The sequence below is a fragment of the Enterococcus sp. AZ011 genome (assembly GCF_050548355.1).
Classification (GTDB): Bacteria; Bacillota; Bacilli; order Lactobacillales; family Enterococcaceae; genus Enterococcus; species Enterococcus faecalis.
In genome coordinates this window covers 1,595,268-1,616,100 of record NZ_CP172959.1, presented here as the reverse complement: position 1 = coordinate 1,616,100, position 20,833 = coordinate 1,595,268, and the positions used below count along the sequence as shown (strand labels likewise).

The 20,833-nt window shown below is 35.5% G+C and carries 21 protein-coding genes; 14 read left to right on the top strand and 7 right to left on the bottom strand.

Annotated features, from left to right (window positions below; translation table 11 throughout):
• Positions 1–58: 58 nt before the first annotated feature.
• Entirely contained in the window at positions 59–487 is a 429-nt protein-coding gene (lacA, locus tag IGL36_RS07805) for a galactose-6-phosphate isomerase subunit LacA (RefSeq protein WP_002357188.1), read from the top strand.
• A 25-nt stretch (positions 488–512) separates the two neighbouring features.
• Complete coding sequence (gene lacB, locus IGL36_RS07800) at positions 513–1,028, top strand: galactose-6-phosphate isomerase subunit LacB (RefSeq protein WP_002374591.1); 516 nt, start codon at positions 513–515, stop codon at positions 1,026–1,028.
• A gap of 245 nt (positions 1,029–1,273) precedes the next feature.
• Here the strand turns inward: lacB and IGL36_RS07795 are convergent, their stop codons facing one another.
• Complete coding sequence (locus tag IGL36_RS07795) at positions 1,274–1,561, bottom strand: hypothetical protein (protein ID WP_002362004.1); 288 nt, start codon at positions 1,559–1,561, stop codon at positions 1,274–1,276.
• A 579-nt stretch (positions 1,562–2,140) separates the two neighbouring features.
• Here IGL36_RS07795 and IGL36_RS07790 point away from each other — a divergent pair.
• Genes IGL36_RS07790 through IGL36_RS07775 form a run of 4 tightly spaced genes read left to right on the top strand, consistent with a single transcriptional unit; the run spans position 2,141 to position 4,828 of the window.
• Positions 2,141–2,587 carry a PTS sugar transporter subunit IIA gene (locus tag IGL36_RS07790; protein ID WP_002379545.1) on the top strand — a complete coding sequence of 149 codons (447 nt, stop codon included), beginning with the start codon at positions 2,141–2,143 and terminating at the stop codon, positions 2,585–2,587.
• Between the two features lie 14 nt (positions 2,588–2,601).
• Positions 2,602–3,099 carry a PTS system mannose/fructose/N-acetylgalactosamine-transporter subunit IIB gene (locus IGL36_RS07785; protein WP_002357192.1) on the top strand — a complete coding sequence of 166 codons (498 nt, stop codon included), beginning with the start codon at positions 2,602–2,604 and terminating at the stop codon, positions 3,097–3,099.
• Between the two features lie 33 nt (positions 3,100–3,132).
• The gene (locus IGL36_RS07780) at positions 3,133–3,984 is read left to right on the top strand and encodes a PTS mannose/fructose/sorbose/N-acetylgalactosamine transporter subunit IIC (protein ID WP_002398397.1); all 852 of its coding nucleotides are present in this window, start codon (positions 3,133–3,135) and stop codon (positions 3,982–3,984) included.
• Positions 3,959–4,828, top strand: a complete 870-nt coding sequence (locus tag IGL36_RS07775) for a PTS system mannose/fructose/sorbose family transporter subunit IID (protein WP_002394543.1) — start codon at positions 3,959–3,961, stop codon at positions 4,826–4,828. The genes IGL36_RS07780 and IGL36_RS07775 overlap by 26 nt, the downstream gene beginning before the upstream one ends.
• 203 nt (positions 4,829–5,031) lie before the next feature.
• On the opposite strand, the gene larD is transcribed toward IGL36_RS07775, so the two are convergent.
• The 4 genes from larD to larA are packed head-to-tail and all read right to left on the bottom strand — an operon-like array spanning position 5,032 to position 9,083.
• Positions 5,032–5,742, bottom strand: a complete 711-nt coding sequence (gene larD, locus IGL36_RS07770) for a D/L-lactic acid transporter LarD (RefSeq protein WP_002357197.1) — start codon at positions 5,740–5,742, stop codon at positions 5,032–5,034.
• A gap of 14 nt (positions 5,743–5,756) precedes the next feature.
• Positions 5,757–7,031, bottom strand: coding sequence for a nickel pincer cofactor biosynthesis protein LarC (gene larC, locus IGL36_RS07765; protein WP_002379544.1), 1,275 nt, complete (start codon positions 7,029–7,031; stop codon positions 5,757–5,759).
• Positions 7,028–7,771, bottom strand: a complete 744-nt coding sequence (larB, locus tag IGL36_RS07760; protein WP_002379543.1) for a nickel pincer cofactor biosynthesis protein LarB — start codon at positions 7,769–7,771, stop codon at positions 7,028–7,030. The genes larC and larB overlap by 4 nt, the downstream gene beginning before the upstream one ends.
• 37 nt (positions 7,772–7,808) lie before the next feature.
• A complete protein-coding gene (gene larA, locus IGL36_RS07755) occupies positions 7,809–9,083 on the bottom strand; it encodes a nickel-dependent lactate racemase (RefSeq protein WP_010717027.1) in 1,275 nt (424 codons plus the stop codon).
• A 159-nt stretch (positions 9,084–9,242) separates the two neighbouring features.
• Here larA and IGL36_RS07750 point away from each other — a divergent pair, with 159 nt between their 5' ends.
• The 5 genes from IGL36_RS07750 (at position 9,243) to larE (ending at position 13,346) form a co-directional block, all read left to right on the top strand.
• A complete protein-coding gene (locus tag IGL36_RS07750) occupies positions 9,243–9,899 on the top strand; it encodes a Crp/Fnr family transcriptional regulator (RefSeq protein WP_002361998.1) in 657 nt (218 codons plus the stop codon).
• 18 nt (positions 9,900–9,917) lie between these two features.
• Positions 9,918–10,904, top strand: coding sequence for a cobalt transporter CbiM (cbiM, locus tag IGL36_RS07745; RefSeq protein WP_002361997.1), 987 nt, complete (start codon positions 9,918–9,920; stop codon positions 10,902–10,904).
• Positions 10,904–11,689: an energy-coupling factor transporter transmembrane component T family protein gene (locus IGL36_RS07740; protein ID WP_002398393.1), complete on the top strand. Its 786-nt coding sequence runs from the start codon at positions 10,904–10,906 to the stop codon at positions 11,687–11,689. Before cbiM ends, IGL36_RS07740 begins: the two co-directional genes overlap by 1 nt.
• A 1-nt stretch (position 11,690) precedes the next feature.
• On the top strand, positions 11,691–12,404 hold the full coding sequence (locus tag IGL36_RS07735) for an ABC transporter ATP-binding protein (RefSeq protein WP_002397407.1): 714 nt from the start codon (positions 11,691–11,693) through the stop codon (positions 12,402–12,404).
• A gap of 105 nt (positions 12,405–12,509) precedes the next feature.
• Positions 12,510–13,346, top strand: coding sequence for an ATP-dependent sacrificial sulfur transferase LarE (gene larE, locus IGL36_RS07730; RefSeq protein WP_002374609.1), 837 nt, complete (start codon positions 12,510–12,512; stop codon positions 13,344–13,346).
• A 184-nt stretch (positions 13,347–13,530) separates the two neighbouring features.
• On the opposite strand, the gene IGL36_RS07725 is transcribed toward larE, so the two are convergent.
• Positions 13,531–15,453: an FUSC family protein gene (locus IGL36_RS07725; RefSeq protein ID WP_159154325.1), complete on the bottom strand. Its 1,923-nt coding sequence runs from the start codon at positions 15,451–15,453 to the stop codon at positions 13,531–13,533.
• Positions 15,454–15,561: 108 nt separating this feature from the next.
• Positions 15,562–17,019: a helix-turn-helix domain-containing protein gene (locus IGL36_RS07720; RefSeq protein WP_002398390.1), complete on the bottom strand. Its 1,458-nt coding sequence runs from the start codon at positions 17,017–17,019 to the stop codon at positions 15,562–15,564.
• A 227-nt stretch (positions 17,020–17,246) separates the two neighbouring features.
• Here IGL36_RS07720 and IGL36_RS07715 point away from each other — a divergent pair, with 227 nt between their 5' ends.
• The 3 genes from IGL36_RS07715 to IGL36_RS07705 are packed head-to-tail and all read left to right on the top strand — an operon-like array spanning position 17,247 to position 20,798.
• The gene (locus tag IGL36_RS07715; RefSeq protein WP_002398389.1) at positions 17,247–19,919 is read left to right on the top strand and encodes a bacterial Ig-like domain-containing protein; all 2,673 of its coding nucleotides are present in this window, start codon (positions 17,247–17,249) and stop codon (positions 19,917–19,919) included.
• Positions 19,895–20,254 (top strand): hypothetical protein, encoded by a 360-nt coding sequence (locus IGL36_RS07710; RefSeq protein WP_002398387.1) that lies wholly within the window; start codon positions 19,895–19,897, stop codon positions 20,252–20,254. Before IGL36_RS07715 ends, IGL36_RS07710 begins: the two co-directional genes overlap by 25 nt.
• Positions 20,247–20,798 (top strand): hypothetical protein, encoded by a 552-nt coding sequence (locus IGL36_RS07705; protein ID WP_002398386.1) that lies wholly within the window; start codon positions 20,247–20,249, stop codon positions 20,796–20,798. The genes IGL36_RS07710 and IGL36_RS07705 overlap by 8 nt, the downstream gene beginning before the upstream one ends.
• The last annotated feature ends 35 nt before the right edge of the window (positions 20,799–20,833 follow it).

The window sequence follows — 20,833 nt, the reverse complement described above, 5'->3', positions numbered from 1 at the left end:
GTTTAAAGAAAGGGACAGAATTTTAATAGTAGATACACGAGGTAAGGAGGAAAACAAAATGCGTGTCATACTTGGTTCAGATTTAGATGGAATAAAATTAAAAGCAGAAATGAAACAATACTTATTGCAAGAAAAAGTTGAGGTAATCGATAAAAGTGAAAGTGCTTCGGAAGACTTTATAGAAGCAACGCTTGCTGTTGCTCATGAAGTTTTAAAGGATACTGAAAGTTTAGGAATCGTTTTTGATGGTTATGGGGCAGGTAGTTTTATGACTGCTGCTAAAATTAAAGGAATGATTGTCGCTGAGTTGTCAGATGAGCGTTCTGCATATATGGCGCGAGAACACAACAATGCTCGGATGATCACGGTGGGCGCAAAAATTGTTGGAACGGAACTAGCCAAAAACATAATAAAAGAATTCTTAACAGGTCATTATGCAGGCGGGCGTCATCAAATACGTGTAGATATGTTAAATAAAATGGCTTAACAAATAATAGAAAGGAAGTGTTTTTATGAAAATTGCCATTGGTTGTGATCATATTGTGACGGATACCAAAATAGCAGTTTCTGATTTTTTGAAAGCAAAGGGATATGAAATTTTAGATGTAGGCACGTATGATTTTACTCGAACTCACTATCCTATTTTCGGAAAAAAAGTGGGAGAAGCCGTAATGAGCAATCAGGCTGATTTGGGTATATGTATTTGCGGAACAGGCGTTGGAATTAACAATGCGGTTAACAAAGTGCCGGGTATCCGTTCTGCTTTAGTTCGCGATATGACTACAGCGTTGTATGCGAAAGAGGAATTGAACGCAAATGTTATTGGTTTCGGTGGGAAAATAACAGGAGAATTCTTGATCTGTGATATCGCTGCTGCCTTTATTGAAGCACACTATCATCCAACAGAAGACAACGAACAACTAATTGAAAAAATTAATCAAGTTGAAAAACAACATCCAGAACAACAAGATGCGCACTTTTTCGATGAATTTTTAGATAAATGGCAACGAGGAGTCTATCACGATTAGTACGTAATCAATGAGGGTTATTTGAGAAAGCGGTCTTAAATAATAATCATTGGTATTTGAGTTAAATTCCCCTTCATTAATTTTTATTGCTGTTTTAATGTGGCACTGTAAAGAGCATTATTAAGAAAAAGAAGTAACAAAGGAACAAATTGAAGGCTATACAGGTAACCATAAAAAGTACACGAGAAAAGAACTCGTGTACTTTTTATGGTTTCGCTGCTTGTTTTATTTTAGTAATTATTTTTCTATAAAAATAGTCCCAGAATTATTAAAATAATCCCGATAACTAAACTGCCGATGCCAGAAGCCGTACCATATTTTTTACCTAAATTTATATCAGTAGTATTTTTAGGAATCAAGTTTGAGAAAAAATAAAATTTTTTTACCAAGATTAGATATGCAACAAGTAAAAGTAATAATCCTAAGAGAAGATAACTAAGATTTTCAGCTAATAAATTTAGATGAGCTAATAACAATATCCCCAAAAAGAAGCCTACCAATCCATATTTCATCGTTTTTTCTTTTGCTGACATACAAATATCCCTACTTTACTTTTTAATTTATTAAGAGCATAAAACCATAGATTCGATATAAGTTCATTTTGTTGTATCCAAAAGAGCATGACCTGGAATGACCTATATAATTAGAAAATTGGAGTGATATATAGTTATTTTACCATAGCTTAAATGAGTTGATTAACTCCGAATAATGTACAACTATGTACACCTATTGTGGGTGGAATGTGTGTTGGGACTTTGCTAACCTAATAGTTGAAAAAATGAATCAATAAATTTAGAAAAGGGACTATTCAAAAGCAACTTTTTTGGGAATTGCTATATTATTTATTTTTTTAAGCGTAATCAACTAAATGTTTTTATGGATAAAGAAAGTCATTGTTCCTTGTCACCAAGCTACAACAGCCAAATTCATTAGAACTTTTTAGTGAATGACTTTAATTTTAGAAAGGTACTGTTGTTAAACATTCATGCTATCAAAGGGGTGTGAGGCGAACGAAGCAAATATTTTCATTTTATAAAAGTTGTATTATGGACTCTTAAAAAGAGGTGATTTAAAAAATTTTGAAGTGGAAATGTTAAGAAAGGAGAGAGGAAATGACTTATTTAGTTCTGGTCAGTCATGGCGATTTTGCTAGAGGGTTAAAAAATTCATTAGGGATGTTTGCTAGCGATGAGATAGAGACAGTCAGAGTGTTTGGCTTACAACCTGGTGAATCTACCGATAATTTTGGTAAGCGGTTTCTTTATGAAGTTGAAAAATTACCGCAGGAAACGAGGCTAATCGTTTTGGCTGATATTGTAGGCGGGAGTCCACTTGCTACTATTTGTAAAGTATTAGATAAGCAAAAAATGCTAGAAAATTCTCTGATTGTTGGAGGAGTAAATTTTCCAATGGCTTTAAATGCGCTTCTAATGAAAGAAACTAGTGAATTATCTGATTTGAAAAAAATGATAGTAGCAGATGCTTGTCATGGCATTAGAGAGTTAACTGTAACTGAAGACGATGTAACTGAAAACGATATAACTGAAGAGGATATCTAAAGGAGAAGATGAACATGTCAATTTCTTTTGTTCGAATCGATGATCGAATGATTCATGGCTTAATTACTTTACGTTGGACTAAAGAAATGCCTTGTGATGGCATTATAGCTGTGAATGACAAAGCAGCAAGTAACCCTATTTTAAAGGAAGCTTATAAAGCAGCTGCACAAGATAAAAAAACCTTTATTTGGACAATGGCGCATTTTTTTGATGTAAAGGATAAAGTATTAGCGTCTAAGTCAAAATACTTTTTGATTACAAAGAGCCCTTTGGATATGAAAAAAATTTTGGTGGATTGGCATTTTGTTCCAAGTGAAGTAAAAATGATTAATGTTGGACCGGGAAATGACCGCGAAGGGACAATTAAATTAGGGGATAACCAATCCTTTACAGCAGAAGAAGCAGCGGCTTTTGAAGAAATTGAAAAGGCTGGTTACAAAGTGGATTTTGCCTTGTTACCTGATCAACGAATTGGTTCTTGGGCGCATTTTAAAGCTAAATTTGGTTACTGATTCTAGAAGTTTTGAAAAGAGGAGAGTAGTATTATGACAATCAACTGGATACAAGCGGCTATTTTAGGCCTATTTGCTTGTCTGTGTTCAAATTCTTGTATGGCTGGACAAGCGGTGGGAAATTATACGATTGGGCGTCCTTTAGTCGGCGGATTAGTTTGTGGCATTATTTTAGGAGATTTAAAATTAGGAATCGCTTGTGGCGTAGCAATGCAATTAGTTTACATTGCTTTGGTCACACCTGGAGGCACAGTGTCTGCTGATGTGCGGGCAATTTCATATATCGGGATTCCTTTGGCGATGGTGGCGATTTCGACCAAAGGGTTAGATCCACTTGGCGGCTCTGCAGCCGACCTAGCTAAATCGGTCGGCACATTAGTTGGAACGATCGGAACGATATTATTTTATTCTGTTGCTGCGTTAAATTTAGTTTGGCAATCGTTTGGTTGGAAAGATATAAAAAAAGGCAAGCTTGATCATTTATATGCCATTAATTTTGGTTGGCCGTGGATTTCTCATCTACTTTTTTCCTTTTTGCCAACCGTGATTTTAACCTATTTTGGGGCTACGGCTGTTACAGCAATGAGAGATGCATTACCTATGGATGGTCTTGCAATGAAAACGCTTTTTACTGTAGGTGGCATGCTTCCGTGTGTGGGAATTGCAATTTTGTTACGTCAAATTGTTAATAAGAACATTGATTTTGTACCTTTTTTTGTAGGGTTCACATTAGCTGCTTCATTAAAACTCAATTTAGTCTCAATAACGATTATTGCGCTTCTTTTTGCTGTAATTTTTTATAAAATTGCTTTGATTAAAAACAATACTAAACTGGTTGATTCAACAGGAAGTCTGACGAATGATGATGAAGAGGAGGACATATGAGATGGAAGAGTTGAAAGCAAATAAATTAGACCAAAAAACGTTAAAGCATTCTTTTCATTTATGGTTTTGGGGAGCGTTAACTTGTTTTTCACAACAGCATATGCAAACCTTCGGCTATCTTTCTTCAATGCTTCCTATTATCAAAAAACTTTATCCAAAACATGAAGACCAAGTGAAAGCCATTCAAGCATATACAGCTTTTTTTAACACAAATCCAATGCTTGGAACGGTCATTGTTGGTGTGACTGCTAGTATGGAAGAGGCTAGAGCAAGTAAGAATGAAATTGATGGAGAAACCATTAATGATATGAGGGCAGGATTAATGGGGCCAATTGCAGGGATTGGTGATTCATTAGTTGATGGTACCTTAATTCCTATCTTGTTAGGAATTTCCTTAGGAATGTCCACGGGCGGTTCGCCAATTGGTGCCATATTTTATATTATTGTTTGGACGTTAATTTCCTATTTTGGCCAACGCTTTTTGTATTTTAGAGGCTATCATTTTGGCGATAAAGCAGTAAGTTTCTTAGTTGGGAAAGAAGGAGCCGCCGTTAGAGTTGCTATCGGAGTTATCGGTAGTATGGTTGTTGGTGGGGTCCTTGCATCTTGGGTAAATGTAACTACTTCTCTTAAATTAATAGGTGCTGACGGAAAAGTTTTCCTTAAACTGCAAGATAAAATTGACAGTATTTATCCAGGATTATTAACGATACTTGTTACCTTGTTTTGTTGGTGGTTAATGTCCAAAAAACATGTTTCCGCTATTTGGACGATGCTTATTTTAGTTGTTATTTCTCTCGTTGGCGTTTTATTAGGTGTTTTCAATCCAGGATTAACTTACTGAACAATCACCAAAAAGGACTCTAGCTGTTAGAGCAAACTGACTTTTGCATAAAACCGATGACGAAAAAGCTAATAAATTAAATTCTTACTCTCTAAGACACAGAAAAAATCTTGTGATTAAAATAAAAATATATAAAATAGAAGAAATTTAGAGACTAGCTTCTATTTTATATATTTTTTTGTTTTAGAAATTTAGTTGGTTTATTAGAATTTTAGGAAAAATTTTACGAAAAGTGTCGCAAAAATGGCTCCTAAAAACGGTGCAGTTCCGGGAACAATCAACCCATATTGCCAATCATTATTGGTTTTATTTTTGATTGGTAAAAGTTGATAGGCGATACGAGGACCTAAATCACGTGCTTGATTCATTGCGAATCCTGTAGTACCACCTAGCCCCATGCCGATTGCCCAAACAAGCAAGCCAACAGCAATGGGTAGTTGTGTTTCGTAGGAATGTGCAATCGCTAAAATAGATGTTAAAAAAATGAATGTTGCAAAAGTTTCAACAAAATAGTTTCTTGGTAAATTTCGTTGGTTCGGATTTGTAGAAAAAATATTACGAATGGCGATCGGATCGACACTATCGGCGGATAGCTTGAAATGATCAGCATACATAATATAAACAATGACGGCGCCACAAATGCCGCCTAACATTTCAGCGATGACATAGGGAATGAAGTAAGACCATGGAATCATTCCTAAAATAGCTTGAGCGAGGGCCATTGCTGGATTAATACAGACTCCGCCAAAGACGAACAGAACAACAGAGATTCCAAAAGCCCAAGTAGTGATTGCAAACATGTGACCAGAACCAGCGTATTTTGTTCGTTTTAGGACATCGTCGCAGTGAACACCTACCCCAAATACGATCATTAATGCAGTTCCCATAAATTCTGATAAGATATGATGAAACATAAGATAAAGCTCCTTTAATCAATAGTTTTATTATTTAATGTTTGGACGAGGCGATAGACTTCCTCAATTGTAAAATTATATTGTTTAGCAATTCGTTCACAATCTTGGTATTCAATAGACTCGTTCAATAGGCCATGATAATGATTTTTTTTAATATGGACCTTACCAAAAGGTGTTTCCAAGATTTTGAAAGAACGGTCCATCACACTACGTTCCATTGTTTGAAAACGCATACCAATTGTAGAAGTATGTTTAAAGAGTAGTTCTGTAAAATATTCTTTTTCCTCTGTTGTTGTTAAAACCGTTAATAGAATGGCACTTCGGTTTTTTTTCATATGAATGGGCGTGAAAAAAACATCTAGAGCACCATGCTCCAATAATAGATCCATTACGTAACCTAACTGTTCAGGTGTTTGATTGTCTATATTTGTTTCAATTTTTAAGACTTGGTCATGGTGTTCTGTCCTCTTTTTTTTACTATGTGTTTCAGTAAAGATTGATCCTCTGAGGGCATTGAATTTGCCGGTTTCTCGTTTGCCAAATCCGTAACCTATTTTTTCAATTAATCGTTGTTCTGGTGCGACAAATAGAGGACTAAGTTCTTTAAAAATAGCTAAGCCAGTCGGTGTGACAAGTTCAGTTTTTATCTCAAAGTCTTGTTGAATGATTAAATTTGTTTCTTTACGTAATTCCATCACCGCGGGAACTGGTATTGGCATGACTCCATGGGCAATTGTGATAGTACCACTTCCATCTGTAATTGGCGTTGAATAGACTTGTTCAATCTCTAACTGTTCCCATAGGATAAAAAAGCCAACGATGTCAACAATTGAATCAATTGCTCCGACTTCATGAAAATGAATAGTGTCAATTGTTTGTTGATGAACAGCAGCTTCAGCTTTTGCAATGTCATAGAAAACATTTTTACTATGTTTTTTTACAAAATTGGACAAGTCGCTTTTTTCAATTAATGTATAAATATCTTTTAAATTTCTAGAATGGCTATGATGATGTGCATGTTCTTTCGTTTCATGATGTTCATTTTCGTGGTGAGGAGAGAGACTGTGTTTTATACCGTAATCCTTTTTTCCATGTTGTAGGAGAACATCGAAATCTGTTCCGTAAATACAACTTTTAGCAATTCGTTGGGCTTGAATGGTGAACCCATCGATGGGAAGTTTTTTTAATTCGATTAACAGTTTGTTTAAATCCCCGCCTAAGTCAAGCAACAATCCATTTAACATATCACCACTAAGACCAGAAAATGGTTCTAAAAATAAGCTTTTCATAGTGAAGACTCCTTTATTTGATTAATCATACTTGCATTATAAGCGGCACCAAACCCGTTATCTATGTTGACTACACTAACGCCAGAGGAACAACTATTTAGCATTCCTAAAAGAGCAGTCAGTCCTTGGAAATTGCTGCCGTAGCCTATGCTAGTAGGGACGGCAATCACTGGCACGCTAACTAGTCCGCCTAGCACGGACACTAGTGCGCCTTCCATACCTGCAATCACAATAACCACCGAAGCCTGTTGAATCTCATCTAGGTGAGCGAACAAACGATGAATGCCAGAAACGCCTACATCATAGATACGTTTTATTTGATTCCCGAAAGTTTCTGCAGTGATTGCTGCTTCTTCAGCAACGGACATGTCTGACGTTCCAGCAGTAACTATCGCAATATAGTTTTTTGTTGTAGTCTCCATTTGGTTGATAACGAAACAACGTGCAAGTTCATAGTAGGTTCCATGAGGAAAGTTCGACTCTAAAGGCTGGGCTTTTTGTTGTGAAACGCGAGTAACTAAAATTGTATTGTTTTCTTTTCTTAAGCTATTGATAATTTTGATGAGTTGCTCAATTGTTTTCCCTTCCCCATAAACGACTTCTGGATAACCAGTTCTTTCTTTACGCTGCGTATCAATTTTTGCAAAGTCTAATTCGCAAAAGCCATTTAATTTGTTTGTTGCTTCTTCTAAAGATAATTTTCCCTCTTTAAAAGCTCCTAAAATTTCTTTCGGTTGCATAATACAACGCTCCTTATTCCTGATTTCTCAAGGATCATTATTCTACAATGACAGACAAGCCATCTCGAATCACAGTCACTTTTGCATTTAGACCTTCTCTTTCAAATGCTCGCTCTAACGCTTCATCAAACGTTTTTGCTATTTCCATATGCATCGAAGTGATAAGCTCAGGATCAACAAGATCTGAAACAAAAATTATATGATGATGAACTAAAATTCGCGCTAAAATTTGCGAAGTCCATTGATCTGGCACGGTTTCTAATCGTGGTGTATGGATGGCTGCTTCTAAAAATTCGTTTGGATTTTTAACATTGGCAATATTTTCATAAAAACCTTCACCACCGTGACCATCACGACATCCAGCGACCATAATAATGACACCGCCGTCTTTATTGGTTGCTTCTGCAGCGGTCATCCCTTTAACTGCTTGATAAATGTTTTGATCAAGTGGAAATCCGCCATTCGTTGAAACCGCAATGTCGCAAGGTATTTTTTTGACACGGGCAATTTCTTTTACAAAGTTACAACCAACTTTATGCGCTTCAACCATATCGCCTGCGAAGGAACCAATAATTTTTTTGTCACCATCTAAAACGACATTAACAATAAAAGCTAGATTCGCTTTAGCGGCAGCGTAGACCATGTCATTATGAATTGGATTATCCGTTAAATTTCCTGTCCGTGAGTTGGAGGAATCAATAAATTCTCCAGAATGGTTAGCCATGATGGTTTTATAAGAAGCAATTCCAGGTAAAACAGATTTACGTCCACCAGAAAATCCTGCAAAAAAGTGTGATTCAATAAATCCTTCGGCCAGCAGTAAATCTGCTTCTGCTGCAATGCGATTAATGATACAATCGCCCCCTGAAGGTAGTTGACCGATTTTGACCATTGAGGAATCATCAGTAGAGATATGCATAACGATTTCTTCATTCTCTACGATCTCTTTACCATATTTACTAATCAGTTCTTCTCGTGTAGAAGGGCGATGAAAGCCTGTAGCAACTAAAATCCGGATTCTAGCTGTTTTGTTCACTGAACGAATTCTACGCAAAATAATTGGGGTGATAATATGTGAAGGAACGGGACGTGTGTGATCGGAACTAATGAGGACAATGTCTGTTTTACCCTTAGCTAATTCTTCTAATGGAAGGCTTCCAATAGGATTGTCCAGCGATTTTTCGACTGTTTCTTTCTCAGTATATGGATTTGAAAAATGTTCAGCTTTTGATTCGAGAAGCCCAATAAAATTTTTATCGGGAATTCTTGCAGTAATCATTTTCTTGTCATAAGGTAGGTTAATTTCTACCATAGCAATCATCTCCTAAGTAATATTTTACGAGACTAAGTATAATGAAATTTAGGAATCACACAGTCCTTATTGTGGGTAACATTTGCTAACAAAAGGTTGGTGAGAGTGTTTATAATAGTTAACGAATCAAACAGAAACTTAGTCAAAGGAGTGACAATTATGGAGTCAGATTATCTTACAGCTTTCTTAGATAGAAAGAAGACACCGATTATCAAAAAAAAACGCCATACTTATCTCGCTTATCATGGATTGGAGGAAGCGTACACCTATGTATTAAAGAAAGGGGTCGTTAAGACGAGTATTATTTTAAAGGATGGACGAGAATTTAATCTGTCGTATATTGTGTCTCCTGACATTATTTCATTGTTACGTGATGAAGTATCAAATTATACATCTGCTCCTTTTAATATCCGCATTGAGTCGGAAGAGGCTAGCTTTTATCGGATACCAAGGACTGTATTTTGGGAATATGTTAGAGAAGATGCTGTTCTTCAAGATTATGTACGGGATTACTACCGTGCAAAATTATCGGAGAGTATTAGTTCCTTACAGAATATGACAATGAATGGTAAGAAAGGGGCTGTTTGTACTTTTATTTACCAATTAATTGATTTGTTTGGTGTACAGACAGAGGAAGGAATATTAATTGATTTTCAAGTAACTAATGAGGATATTGCGGGGTTTTGCGGGATTTCAACGAGAAATAGCGTAAACCGAATTATCCATGATTTAAAAGAGGAAAAAGTCATCGATATCAAAAAACAAAAAATTGTGATTTACGATCAAAGTTATTTAGCTGATTATATTGATCGATAAGATAGGAGTCTGACGAACATGCATATTCCAGAAAATTATTTAAGCCCACAAACTTGCGCAGTGATGGGCGCGATTATGGTACCTGTCTGGTACCGCGCTGTAAAAAAAGTTGACGTTCAAATTAAATTAAAAAAAGATACAGGGACCATGTTAGGGATTTCCTCCTCCTTGTCATTTTTAATAATGATGTTTAATTTGCCAGTACCTGGTGGAACAACTGCGCACGCTGTTGGGGCTGTTCTCATCGCATTATTGATGGGACCTTGGGCCGCGACGCTGTCTGTTTCGGTGGCTTTACTATTACAGGCTTGTTTATTTGGTGATGGTGGTATATTAGCTTTTGGTGCAAACGCCTTTTCTATGGCGTTTGTGATGCCATTCGTGGGATATGGAGTTTATAAGCTAGTTACGCGTGTAAAAAAATTTGAAACAATGGGTCTTTTCTTAGCTGGGTATCTTGGTGTAAATGTGGCGGCATTTTCTACTTCTGTATTATTAGGTATCCAACCCTTACTATTCCATGAAGCGAATGGTACGCCACTTTATAACCCATATGGTCTTTCTATAACTATACCAGCAATGATGAGTGTCCATCTGTTAGTAATAGGAATTGTTGAAGGTCTCTTCACCGTGTGTGTCTATAATTTTGTAAAAAGTGTGTCAAAAGATGCAATTTTTATCGAAGAAAAGAAGAAAAGGACTCCGTTGTTGCGATTAAAGAGACTGTTATTGGTTATGGTAATTTTATGTCCATTAGGTTTGATTGATCATGCCACTGCTTGGGGTGAATGGGATTTATCTGAATTAGTCAAGAATTTAAAACAGAACCATTTACCTGCAGTACAACCAAAAGGTATGGTGAATGGTTTTTCATTTCATGCACTTTTCAGTGATTACTTTATTCCAGGACTGCCATTAGCACTTGGATATATTTTAAGTGGCGTAACAGCCATAATCGTTTTTTTACTCATTTTTCGTTTATTTAATGGAAGAAGGCAAAGTTGATGCCTGAATGGATGAAAGAATCTTCCACGTCCCTTGAACCTAATAAAAAAGAAACCTTTATGCTTAAAAATCGAAAAGGAATCCTTTTTTTATTAAATAAATTTCAGGTGAGTGGGAAACGCAATAAGACTATTCTCAGTGATATACACCCAGCAATTCAACTGATCAGTACTTTTTTACTAATTGTTTTAATCAGCACAGCACAAAAAGTTCTTGTTTTGTGGCTCTTAGGCATCTACCTAGGCATGTTACTTTTAGTTGAAAAACCAACTATTCTACGAAACATTGTCAAAAAAGCTAGTATCCTCATTTTGATGCCGCTGATTATCTATTTACCGATCTTTTTTTTAGGTCAATTTAGTTTATTATTTATTGTTCATTTGTTTTTTTTAGCCATAGCGATTAGTCAATATATGGAAACAACCAACATGAATCAATTTATAGCAGCATTAAAAATCTTTCATTTTCCGAATATAATACTTTTACAATTAGATATTACGATTAAATATATCTTTTTCTTTGGAAATCTCTTAATCCAACTGCTTGCCGCTGTAGAAGCTAGAGCAGTTGGTGGGAATATCCAGTTGAGTACGGGTAGTAATTTAATCAGTCTTATTTCTTTAAAATCTTTTACGTATGGGAAAAAGTTGGACATGGTGATGGAAGCAAGAGGATATACTGGTCAATATTATCGAGTAAAGCAACCATTAAAAACGAAAGATTTTTTGGTTAGTATTGCCTATCTTTTATTTTTCGGGGGGTTGCTTTATTTAGGGAGGAACTAATATGTATCGAGTAAATCATTTGGTTTATCGCTATCAAACGAAGCCTGTTTTTTCGCCTTGTAATTTGGAAATAGCCAGAGGAGAATATCTGGTTTTGATGGGAGATAACGGCAGTGGCAAATCCACTTTTTTAAATTTGCTCGCAGGTTTTTTAAAACCTTCCGAGGGAACGATTTATTTTATGGAACAATCATTAACGGCCTGGAAAAAAGACCCTATTCATAAAAAGAAGTATTATGCTCATTTGGGTATATTATTTCAAGAGACGGACACACAATTATTTAATGCAACAGTTTATGACGAATTGGCATTTGGCCCTAGACAGCTCCAACTATCCGAGCATGAAACAGCAAAAAGAATTAATGATTGTTTGAATTTATTAAAAATTACCCATTTAAGCAATCAAGTGCCTTATCAATTATCGGGAGGAGAAAAGAAAAAAGTGGCTTTTGCTAGTCTGTTAGTAATGAATCCAGACGTGTATTTATTAGATGAGCCGTTTACTGGGTTGACAAAAGAATCGGAAAAATTATTTAAAAAGATAATAAAAAATCTGCATCAACTTGGTAAAACAATTATCCTTTCCACCCATGACTATTTGAGTATTTGCGAGGAAGCTGATTCCATTTTATTGTTTGATTCGGTTGTCACAAGGTACTCAAAGGAAGAGATAGAAGCCAATGCTAACTTGTTACAACATTTAAAACGGTATTAAGTGTACAAATATTGACAATAATTGATACTATGAATCGTGATTTTTTCTAATGTGGAGATGTCTATAATTAATTATGTAAAAGAAAATCAATAGGAGATGGTTTAAATGTCTGTCATGAAAACGAAAGAACAAAATTTAGTTCGCGAGTTACAAAAAATGGATAAGTTGGCTGTTGCATATTCAGGTGGAATTGATAGCTCTTACTTGCTAAAAAAAGCTTTGGACACTTTAGGTGCTGAAAATGTACTTGCGGTTGTTGTAAATTCAGAATTATTTTCTGATGATGAGTTTGATAAAGCGGTTGATTTAGCTAATGGGTTGGGAGCAAATGTGTTAGGCCTTGAAATGAGCGAATTAGCGGATGATAGAATTGTTGCAAATAACCCTAATAGCTGGTTCTACAGTAAAAAATTATTATATAAAACTATTCGTTCGGCTATTCAGAAAGAGGGATTTGATGTTCTGGCCGATGGGATGATTATGGATGATAATACTGACTTTCGTCCTGGATTAAGAGCAAGAGATCAAGAAGGGGTCATCAGTCCGCTACAACAAGCTAAATTATATAAAATTGAAATACGTCAACTTGCTAAAGACGCAGGTATTTCCAATTGGAGTAAAGTTGCCTCATGTAGCATTGCTTCAAGAATTCCTTATGGCATTAAGTTAACACGCTCAGCTATTGATCAAGTATTTGCTAGTGAAAAATATTTACGGGAAATAGGTTTTCCAATTGTCCGTGTCAGAGCACATCATGATTTAGCACGGATTGAAATTCCAGAAGACAAACTTTCTCTGTTATTAGAAAACAGAGAAAAAATTGCAGATTATCTTAAAAAACAAGGATTTAATTATGTAACTTTTGACTTAGAAGGATTTAAATCTGGCCGAATGAATGATATCCTCACAGAAACTGAAAAAAAAGTTTTTTGTGAATGTTAGACAGATAAGTTTATAAAATTGAGTCGGTGTAACGGAGTCAGGACAGGGGTATTCCGTTACAAAAACCAAGTTTTCTGCTCGATTAGGTCGGTTGTTTTCATTGATTACTCTGCCAGTAGTTTATTAACTTTTAAGCCTAGGAAAAATTCCCTTTGGATTTTTCCTAGGCTTTTTGTCTATTTAATCATTTGATATTTGCTAAAAAGAAATTAGCTGTAGAATTTTTTAAGATTACCAGTGATTGTTCAATTTGAGGAAAATAAATGGATTGTTTGGACTGGTTGATTAGTCGATTATTTTGGGGATTCGTGAGTGAAAGTATTTGCTGTGAATAGTTAAATAACTCAGTGTTTAGTGTGTCTGGCCTAACTGGCGTTAATTTTTTTAAGTAGTGTTGTGTTTTCATAAGTTCTAAAAGAAGCTCTTCCATAGCAGTTTGCATTTCCAACAGTTGATCATTTAGTTGTTTTTGTTGCATTAAGCTTTCAGCAGAGGCATCGTTACTATAAATAGGAGATTCAAGAACAATTTCTTGAATAGAATAGTTTACTCTACGTTGTACTCGATAAGCTAGTATCCAAGCATCACTTGGTAACGTGGTCTCTTCATTGATTAACGCTAGCAAAATAGAGCTGATCGTTTTTGACCAACTATTGATATTTTTACGTAATACTTGACTATGCCATGTTGGGAAAATAAAAAACATAACAAAAGCAATCAGCGCACCAATAATTACATCAAAAACTCTTGTATAGCCTGCAGAACTACCACCTAATGTGAAAGTTAACCAAGTGGTCACACTTAGCATTAGAAATGCTTGACTTAATTTACGGACGGTTTCATACAATATAACTAGCAAACAAGACAATAGCATTGGCCATAAAGGATTTAGGTTTGTTAAGTTAGCAATTAATTGAGACAAAAAAATGCCTAAACAACCACCTAAAATAGAACCAATAGTTCTTGAAGTGATTTTACCGAGTGTACCATGATAACCTGGCATAACCATTAAACAACCAGAAATAACTACCCAGAATTCGTGATTAGCTAAAGGCAAAGGGTACATGTAATTAAGAATAAGCGAACAAAAATGACACACTAAACCTGTTAAAGCTAAACGAATTGCGAATCTAGCAGAGCTGCCTTTGTAAGAATGAAGGATCTCTTTGGCTTCTGCAAGTCCTTCTTTTGTGGGTAAGAAAGATTTAAATGAGATTTTTTTAAAGGATTGTTCGTTTTGTATCAGAAGGATTGCTGATTTTATTTCGGTGTTTGCTGAAGCAAATTCTTGAAGAGGTAGGGTTAATTGTTCTCCTTTTAAAAAGAGTTGAATTGCTTTTAAAGCAGGAAGATTTTCAGCTGCATTGGTTGAATCTAACGAGCCTGCAATTGCATCTGCTTGTGAAACCAAGGGATAAATCCATGGTGTTTTTTGATGATTGACCCATGGCATCGTTTCAACAGATTCGCGTACTTTTATTCTGAAATGGACATAGCGTGCGGGTTTTCCTTGTGCTAATAAATATAATTGTTCATATAAATCGTCTACTAATTTTCGTGCTTCATTATTTTGCGGCTTAGAATAAAGACAATAGAACAAACAAAGGATGGACATACCTAAAATTATTGCACCCAGACCTTCAAAAGTTTGACCAATAGACAAATTGCCTTTTAATTGCGCACCAGCTAGTAAAGAAATGGTCCCAAAGAGACATCGAATATACAGACCAATACTAAAGTTTCTTACAATCCCTGAAAAATACAAACCAAGGACGAATAATAAAATAATGAATATACTTGACGACTGTAAAAGTATCCCCAGACTGGCACCAAGAAAAATCATTAAAATACCATCTATGGCACTTCTTTGTGGAGAGCTATGTCGTGGTAAGACACAAATTACAGTGCCCAAAAAGCTACCAACATTTACTAAAACAAAAGCGAAAGGAAAGACTATTGTTAGAACAGCACCAACAGCATTTGCAATAATGATACTAAGAACAAGAGCAAACCAGTTCTGTCTTGTATCAAAAGTTAGTATAGGGCGACTATACGCCCAAGATGATTCTAAGAAAACCTCAAAAAATTTTTTGATAGATAATTTCACAAAACATTCCTTCTTTAAAAATTTATTAGAAGCTAAAAAATTATTCCTCTGCTAGTATACACCTCTAAAATTTTTTTTCAAATTTGCTCTTTTTAAGAAAACTCACAATTATAGTCCAACATTAAGTTTAGCCATATATTTTTGTTGAATAAATTCTGTAAGCTCATGCCAACTTTCTTCATTTTCAATGGAATCTAAGTAGAAAATATCTTGATTAGAAGTAGCTTTTTCGAAGGAATCTGTGATGATGATATCCGCATTTGTGAAGTCTTCGGTAATAGAGATTGCGTTTGTATTATATAAGGAGGATAACCGTGTTTTAATAAAATAACTTGCATAAAAATCTTTGATAATTTGTAAATAGATTCTCACTTGTACTTTTTTTTCGGACACAGACAATGTGTAAAGCAGTTGACTGAGTAACTCTAAATGCGTTTCTTGGTGAACTAATTTTGCCACCGTTCGTTTTATTCGATTAAAGTATGCCACATCTGACGGAGTACAAATTTCTGGCTGCGGTAAATAAAGTGTTAAAAAAGTATAATAATTGCCCTCCGTTAAAAAGTACCAAGCATTAAAAATAGAAAGATAGTAAACGTATTGATAATCATGCTGATTTGTCAGTAAGTAGGCTACTTGCTTAAACAATTTTTTTGATAAGACACAATAAGGATGGTTAGATTCTATAAATAATTTTTCTATTTGTTTCGTTTGCTTTTCCGAAAAGATATAAGGGATAAAAATGCGAGATAAAAAATTAAAATATAAAATTTCAGTTTTTCTTGTTTCGCATTGAATGTCAGCGAAGGAGTGTTCAAGAAAAAATAAAGTCACATGACTGTATTGATTGATCAGAATAAAAAAAGAATGCAGGTTTTTAGACTGCGGCATCTTTAAGAAGTTTTGTGCACTTGTTCTAGTTTTAAATATCGCATATAAAATATAAAACGCTCTTTTCTTCATTCGGACATTTTTATAGGATCGTTCAAGAAGTTCATCGGGTAGACTTTTTTTTATTTCTTCAAGACTTATTTTAGAGAAAGGCCAAGCCAATTCTTGAAAGGAATCTTGTAGGAAAATGAAAGAAAACACTCGAATCGATAATTCATTGCCAGTTAATTGATAAATACCCTTAATACTAACGATTACTATATCAAAAATTTTAAAAAAGTTATTCAGTTGTTTCGTGATTTTTACCAGATAATGTTCAGAAATATATAAAACTTTAATTAATTCGTTTTTATCAATGGAAGAATGTGTGACTAATTGTACGCAATAATTAAATTGTACATTGTTTTTTAAAAGATTGAGTTTTAACGTGTAGGCGTATTCGACCGCGCTTTTTCGGTACGCTGGATTTACACAAACAATGCCATTATTGTTAGAGACAATAAAATGTTGGATTTGATAAGTATCCTCGAATTCGTGATTTATTTTTATCAGATTTTCCTTGACCGTTCTTTTTGAAATTTTTAAATTGGAAGAAATTTCATTTAATGACGTATGAGCTCGCTTCACTATATAAAATAAAATTTCTAGCTCATTCGTTAGGTAGGATGGAAACATGTTATGGACCTCCAAAAGTAAAATTTAGGTTCATTGTAGTCTACTTTCTTTAAATTTTTGTATTGATATGTTAACACAAGCGCAATAAGAAGCGGCCATCACAATTAATGTACAGCCTTATACATTAATTGTGTGTGGCAAAGCAATTTCAATGTTGATAAGCTAGCAGTAGTTAGAATAATTATTATTTAGTTTCTAATTCCAAAAAAGGTCAAGGTGAGTAAGCAATGAAAAAAATCAACGAACAATTAAAAATTAAAATGCCAACCTGCAAAAGAAAAAAAAGCATTGCTTATTTCTTTTACTCTTGTCTACTATTGGTAACGATTTCTTGTTTTTTGAGCGTGCATTTTCAAGAATGTGAGGCAGCTTCACTCTATCAAGCGGGAGGGATAGCCATTGATTTGAGAACTGATTTACCTTATGGAATGGAGATAAGCCATGACGATGGTGGTGGTCCTGATGGATCATTTGGAGGAAAATTACACGTAAAATTATCCGGAACAGTGGACACTTCTCATACACAAAAAATTACTGCTCTTGCTTTCGATACCGATGGGATGCAATATGGTCTGATGTTTCATTTGCCAGAAAATATAAGTGCAGATAATTTTAAAGCGGCTTATGACAAGGCTTATGCGGATAATCCAGAAAATTTTTATTCAATTAGTGGACAAAAAAATACACGAATATCAATCATCAACACAAAAGGAATGCGGACGTTTAACGGTTTTTCAGAAGATGGTTCACCAGGGTGGGGTGATCCCGAACAAGACTATAGTGGGATTGATACTGAGCATCAGGTGATGTTTTGTGAACGTGGAGATTCTATTGATTTGTCTCTTGGGAAAATTTATGACATTTGGAGTAATGAACCTGATAAAACTAAAATAACATTTGAGCTTCATTTTGATTTAGATGTGGCAACTTTGATGAAAGATGGCGACTCGAAGGATTATTCCCTCAATAAAAGTTTAACGAAACATCGCTTACCTGTATCAAATGTTTTGTCGGATGGTAATGAGAGTGATCAATTTTCGTTATCGGCAGATTTTTTTGGCCGGACGTATGAATTGGGTAGATTTTCAGATACAACGAATACAGTTAATCATAATATGGTAACGGCTAGTGCAGACATGTGGTTACGTGCGACAAGTTTAGCGGCAGCAGCAAAGCAAGATCCAAATAATTTGAATCATCAAATTATCACTGGAATCACCGGAAAAGTGGCTACTTGGTCTTCTTATATCTCGCCATGGGACAGCGGTGATAAAGACAATCCATTATCCAATTACAATACCCAAGACGCCTCTAAATATCCTGAAATACCTGAAAGCAAAACGATGTTACCAGGGGATTTTTTATCACCAAAGTTTACGATGAACCAAAGACAAGACAATCCGCTTAATTGGACAGATGGGTATGTTGCTCAACGGTTTGCGCGCGTAGTTAATTTTCATACTCACACAGTTGATCCTAAGGCCAATGTGAATGTCTCTTCACAACAACAAAACGGGTTAACGACTTATTTGCTTAGTGGCAAAGATGGTTGTGGGCTGCCGTTAGTCAATCCGCCAGGAACGGATTCTTCAGAGCCCACAGATAAAACATATATGCGCGTCACAACAGATCCATACCAAGTGCCAAGTTTAGAAAAGGCAGCTTTTGTTAAAGGTCAAACAACATTTCACCCGCAACAAAAGATACCAGTAGAACTAACCGTTAAGGCTCCGACAACTAGAAAAGTTCAGATTGAAGAAAAAATTTCAGGTGCTGCCCAAACTGATTTTCATAAAATTGGGGAGCAAGATTTAAAAAATTTACCAGTCACAGATGATTGCGTTAGTTTTAACTGTTTAGCAGATGCTTTACCAACTTCAGGAGATTACACATTAACGTTTAGAATTCTTGATGTTGATGATACATCTAAAAGCTACTCAAATGAGAAAAGTTTAACTGTACACATTGATCAAGCGCAAATTAAAGTTAAATCTCAAGATACGATTTATCAATATACTCAATGGCAACCAGAAAGTGAAGTGACTAGCCTACAAACACCAGATGGTAAAAAAGGTGATTTTCGAGACGTAAGTGTCACCATATATAAACTGGACGGAGAGCAAAAGGTCCCAGTAGATGCGGTGGATACAAAAGTGGTTGGTAAATATGAAATTGATTATAACTACCTAGGATTAGAGGCGCAGACTGCACTAGAAGTCATTCCCTCTTCAGCTCATATTGGTTCACATAACGGCAGCTTTTCTGTGGGGACGCCCTTCGATCCAAAACGTCTTTTTGATAGTGCAACAGATAATGATGGACAGTCCATTCCTTATAGTAAGATAACGATTCGCTATACGCCTAAGCAGGTAAACGATGAAGTAGCAGGCATCTATAGAATTACTTATGATATCTCTAAAATAGTAGGTTTTAGTAAAAGTATTACTGTTGATTGGACCTACTATTACTCTAATCGTCTAGACTTTTATCACTTATCTGAACAACTAATGCCTTTTGAGAACGTAAAATTTAATGGCCAAGATCAAACACAGACATTAAAAAGTTGTGAGATGAACATTGAAGATACGGGGGACCCTAATCGGACAACTGGCTGGCAGCTTGAAGTAGCCTATAATTTAAATGATCAGAAAACACAAGCGTGGAAAGACGCAGGGCTTGATCTCACGCTAAATCCAAAGTCAGTCGATTATGTAACAACTGAGCAAAATATCATGGTTAACGATGAGCAACAATTAGTAGTTGGCGTAAGTAACCAATCTATCAAAAATAAAAAAGTTTTGACGAAATTACAATTATTGCCCACATTAACTATTTCAAAAGTCACACCTGCTGATAAATATGAAGCTCAGTTAATTTGGAACTTAGAAGCAACACCGTAAGGGAAGAGGGAATAGCTGTGAAATGGTTTATCTATGATTTATTGTTTGTTGCCTTTATTCTCGGTTTGCCAATTCAAGCACAAGCTGAAGACAAGACAACTGACGCACAAGCTGACACAAAAGTCATGGTAATAGTGAAAGAGAGTGAGGATATTGTTCCGCATCCCAATGAGCTTATACCGCAGACTAACGATATGCCAACTTCACGAGGACAACCTAATTTTTTACCAAAAACAAACGAGATTACGTCTCAAGAGACGCTTTTAGGAATCGTGGTACTCGGAAGTACATTAATCGTTGGACTTTATAAAGAAAAGAGGAAAAATAATGAATAAAAAAATAATTGGTTTAACTGTCACTTTAGGAACGGGGATTTTTTTAATTGGACAACAAACTGTGAATGCAGCTGATAATGCCACTACTACAGCGAATGTGTCGGTTTTGGGTGGCGGATTAACCATTACACCATTAGCACAAATTAACTTTGGGACGGTGACAAAAGACGGCCAAGATCATACGCAACCAGATCAAAGCAAGTCGCAACTTATCATTAATGATAATCGTGGGACAACGAATACAGGTTGGTATCTGACAGCGAATTTAGAAGATAAAGGAAAAGGTGTCACTGGATTAGACGGAATGACACTTCATTTAGACACTAAAAAACCTGACGGATCTTCTGAAAAAGGTACCTTTACGGGCGTTGATTTAACCACAGATGCTTCAACCATTATTTCGCTAGATAAAAGTGATATCCGTTTATCAGACACTGTCACGACAGCCGATTTAAATGCAACGTTAAATATACCTAAAAGTATTGCTGCAAATACCTACTCTGGGACCATCGTCTGGAATGCCATCGATGGAGCACCCGCCTAAGAATTTAACATAAAACGATGTAAGAAAACGAGGCA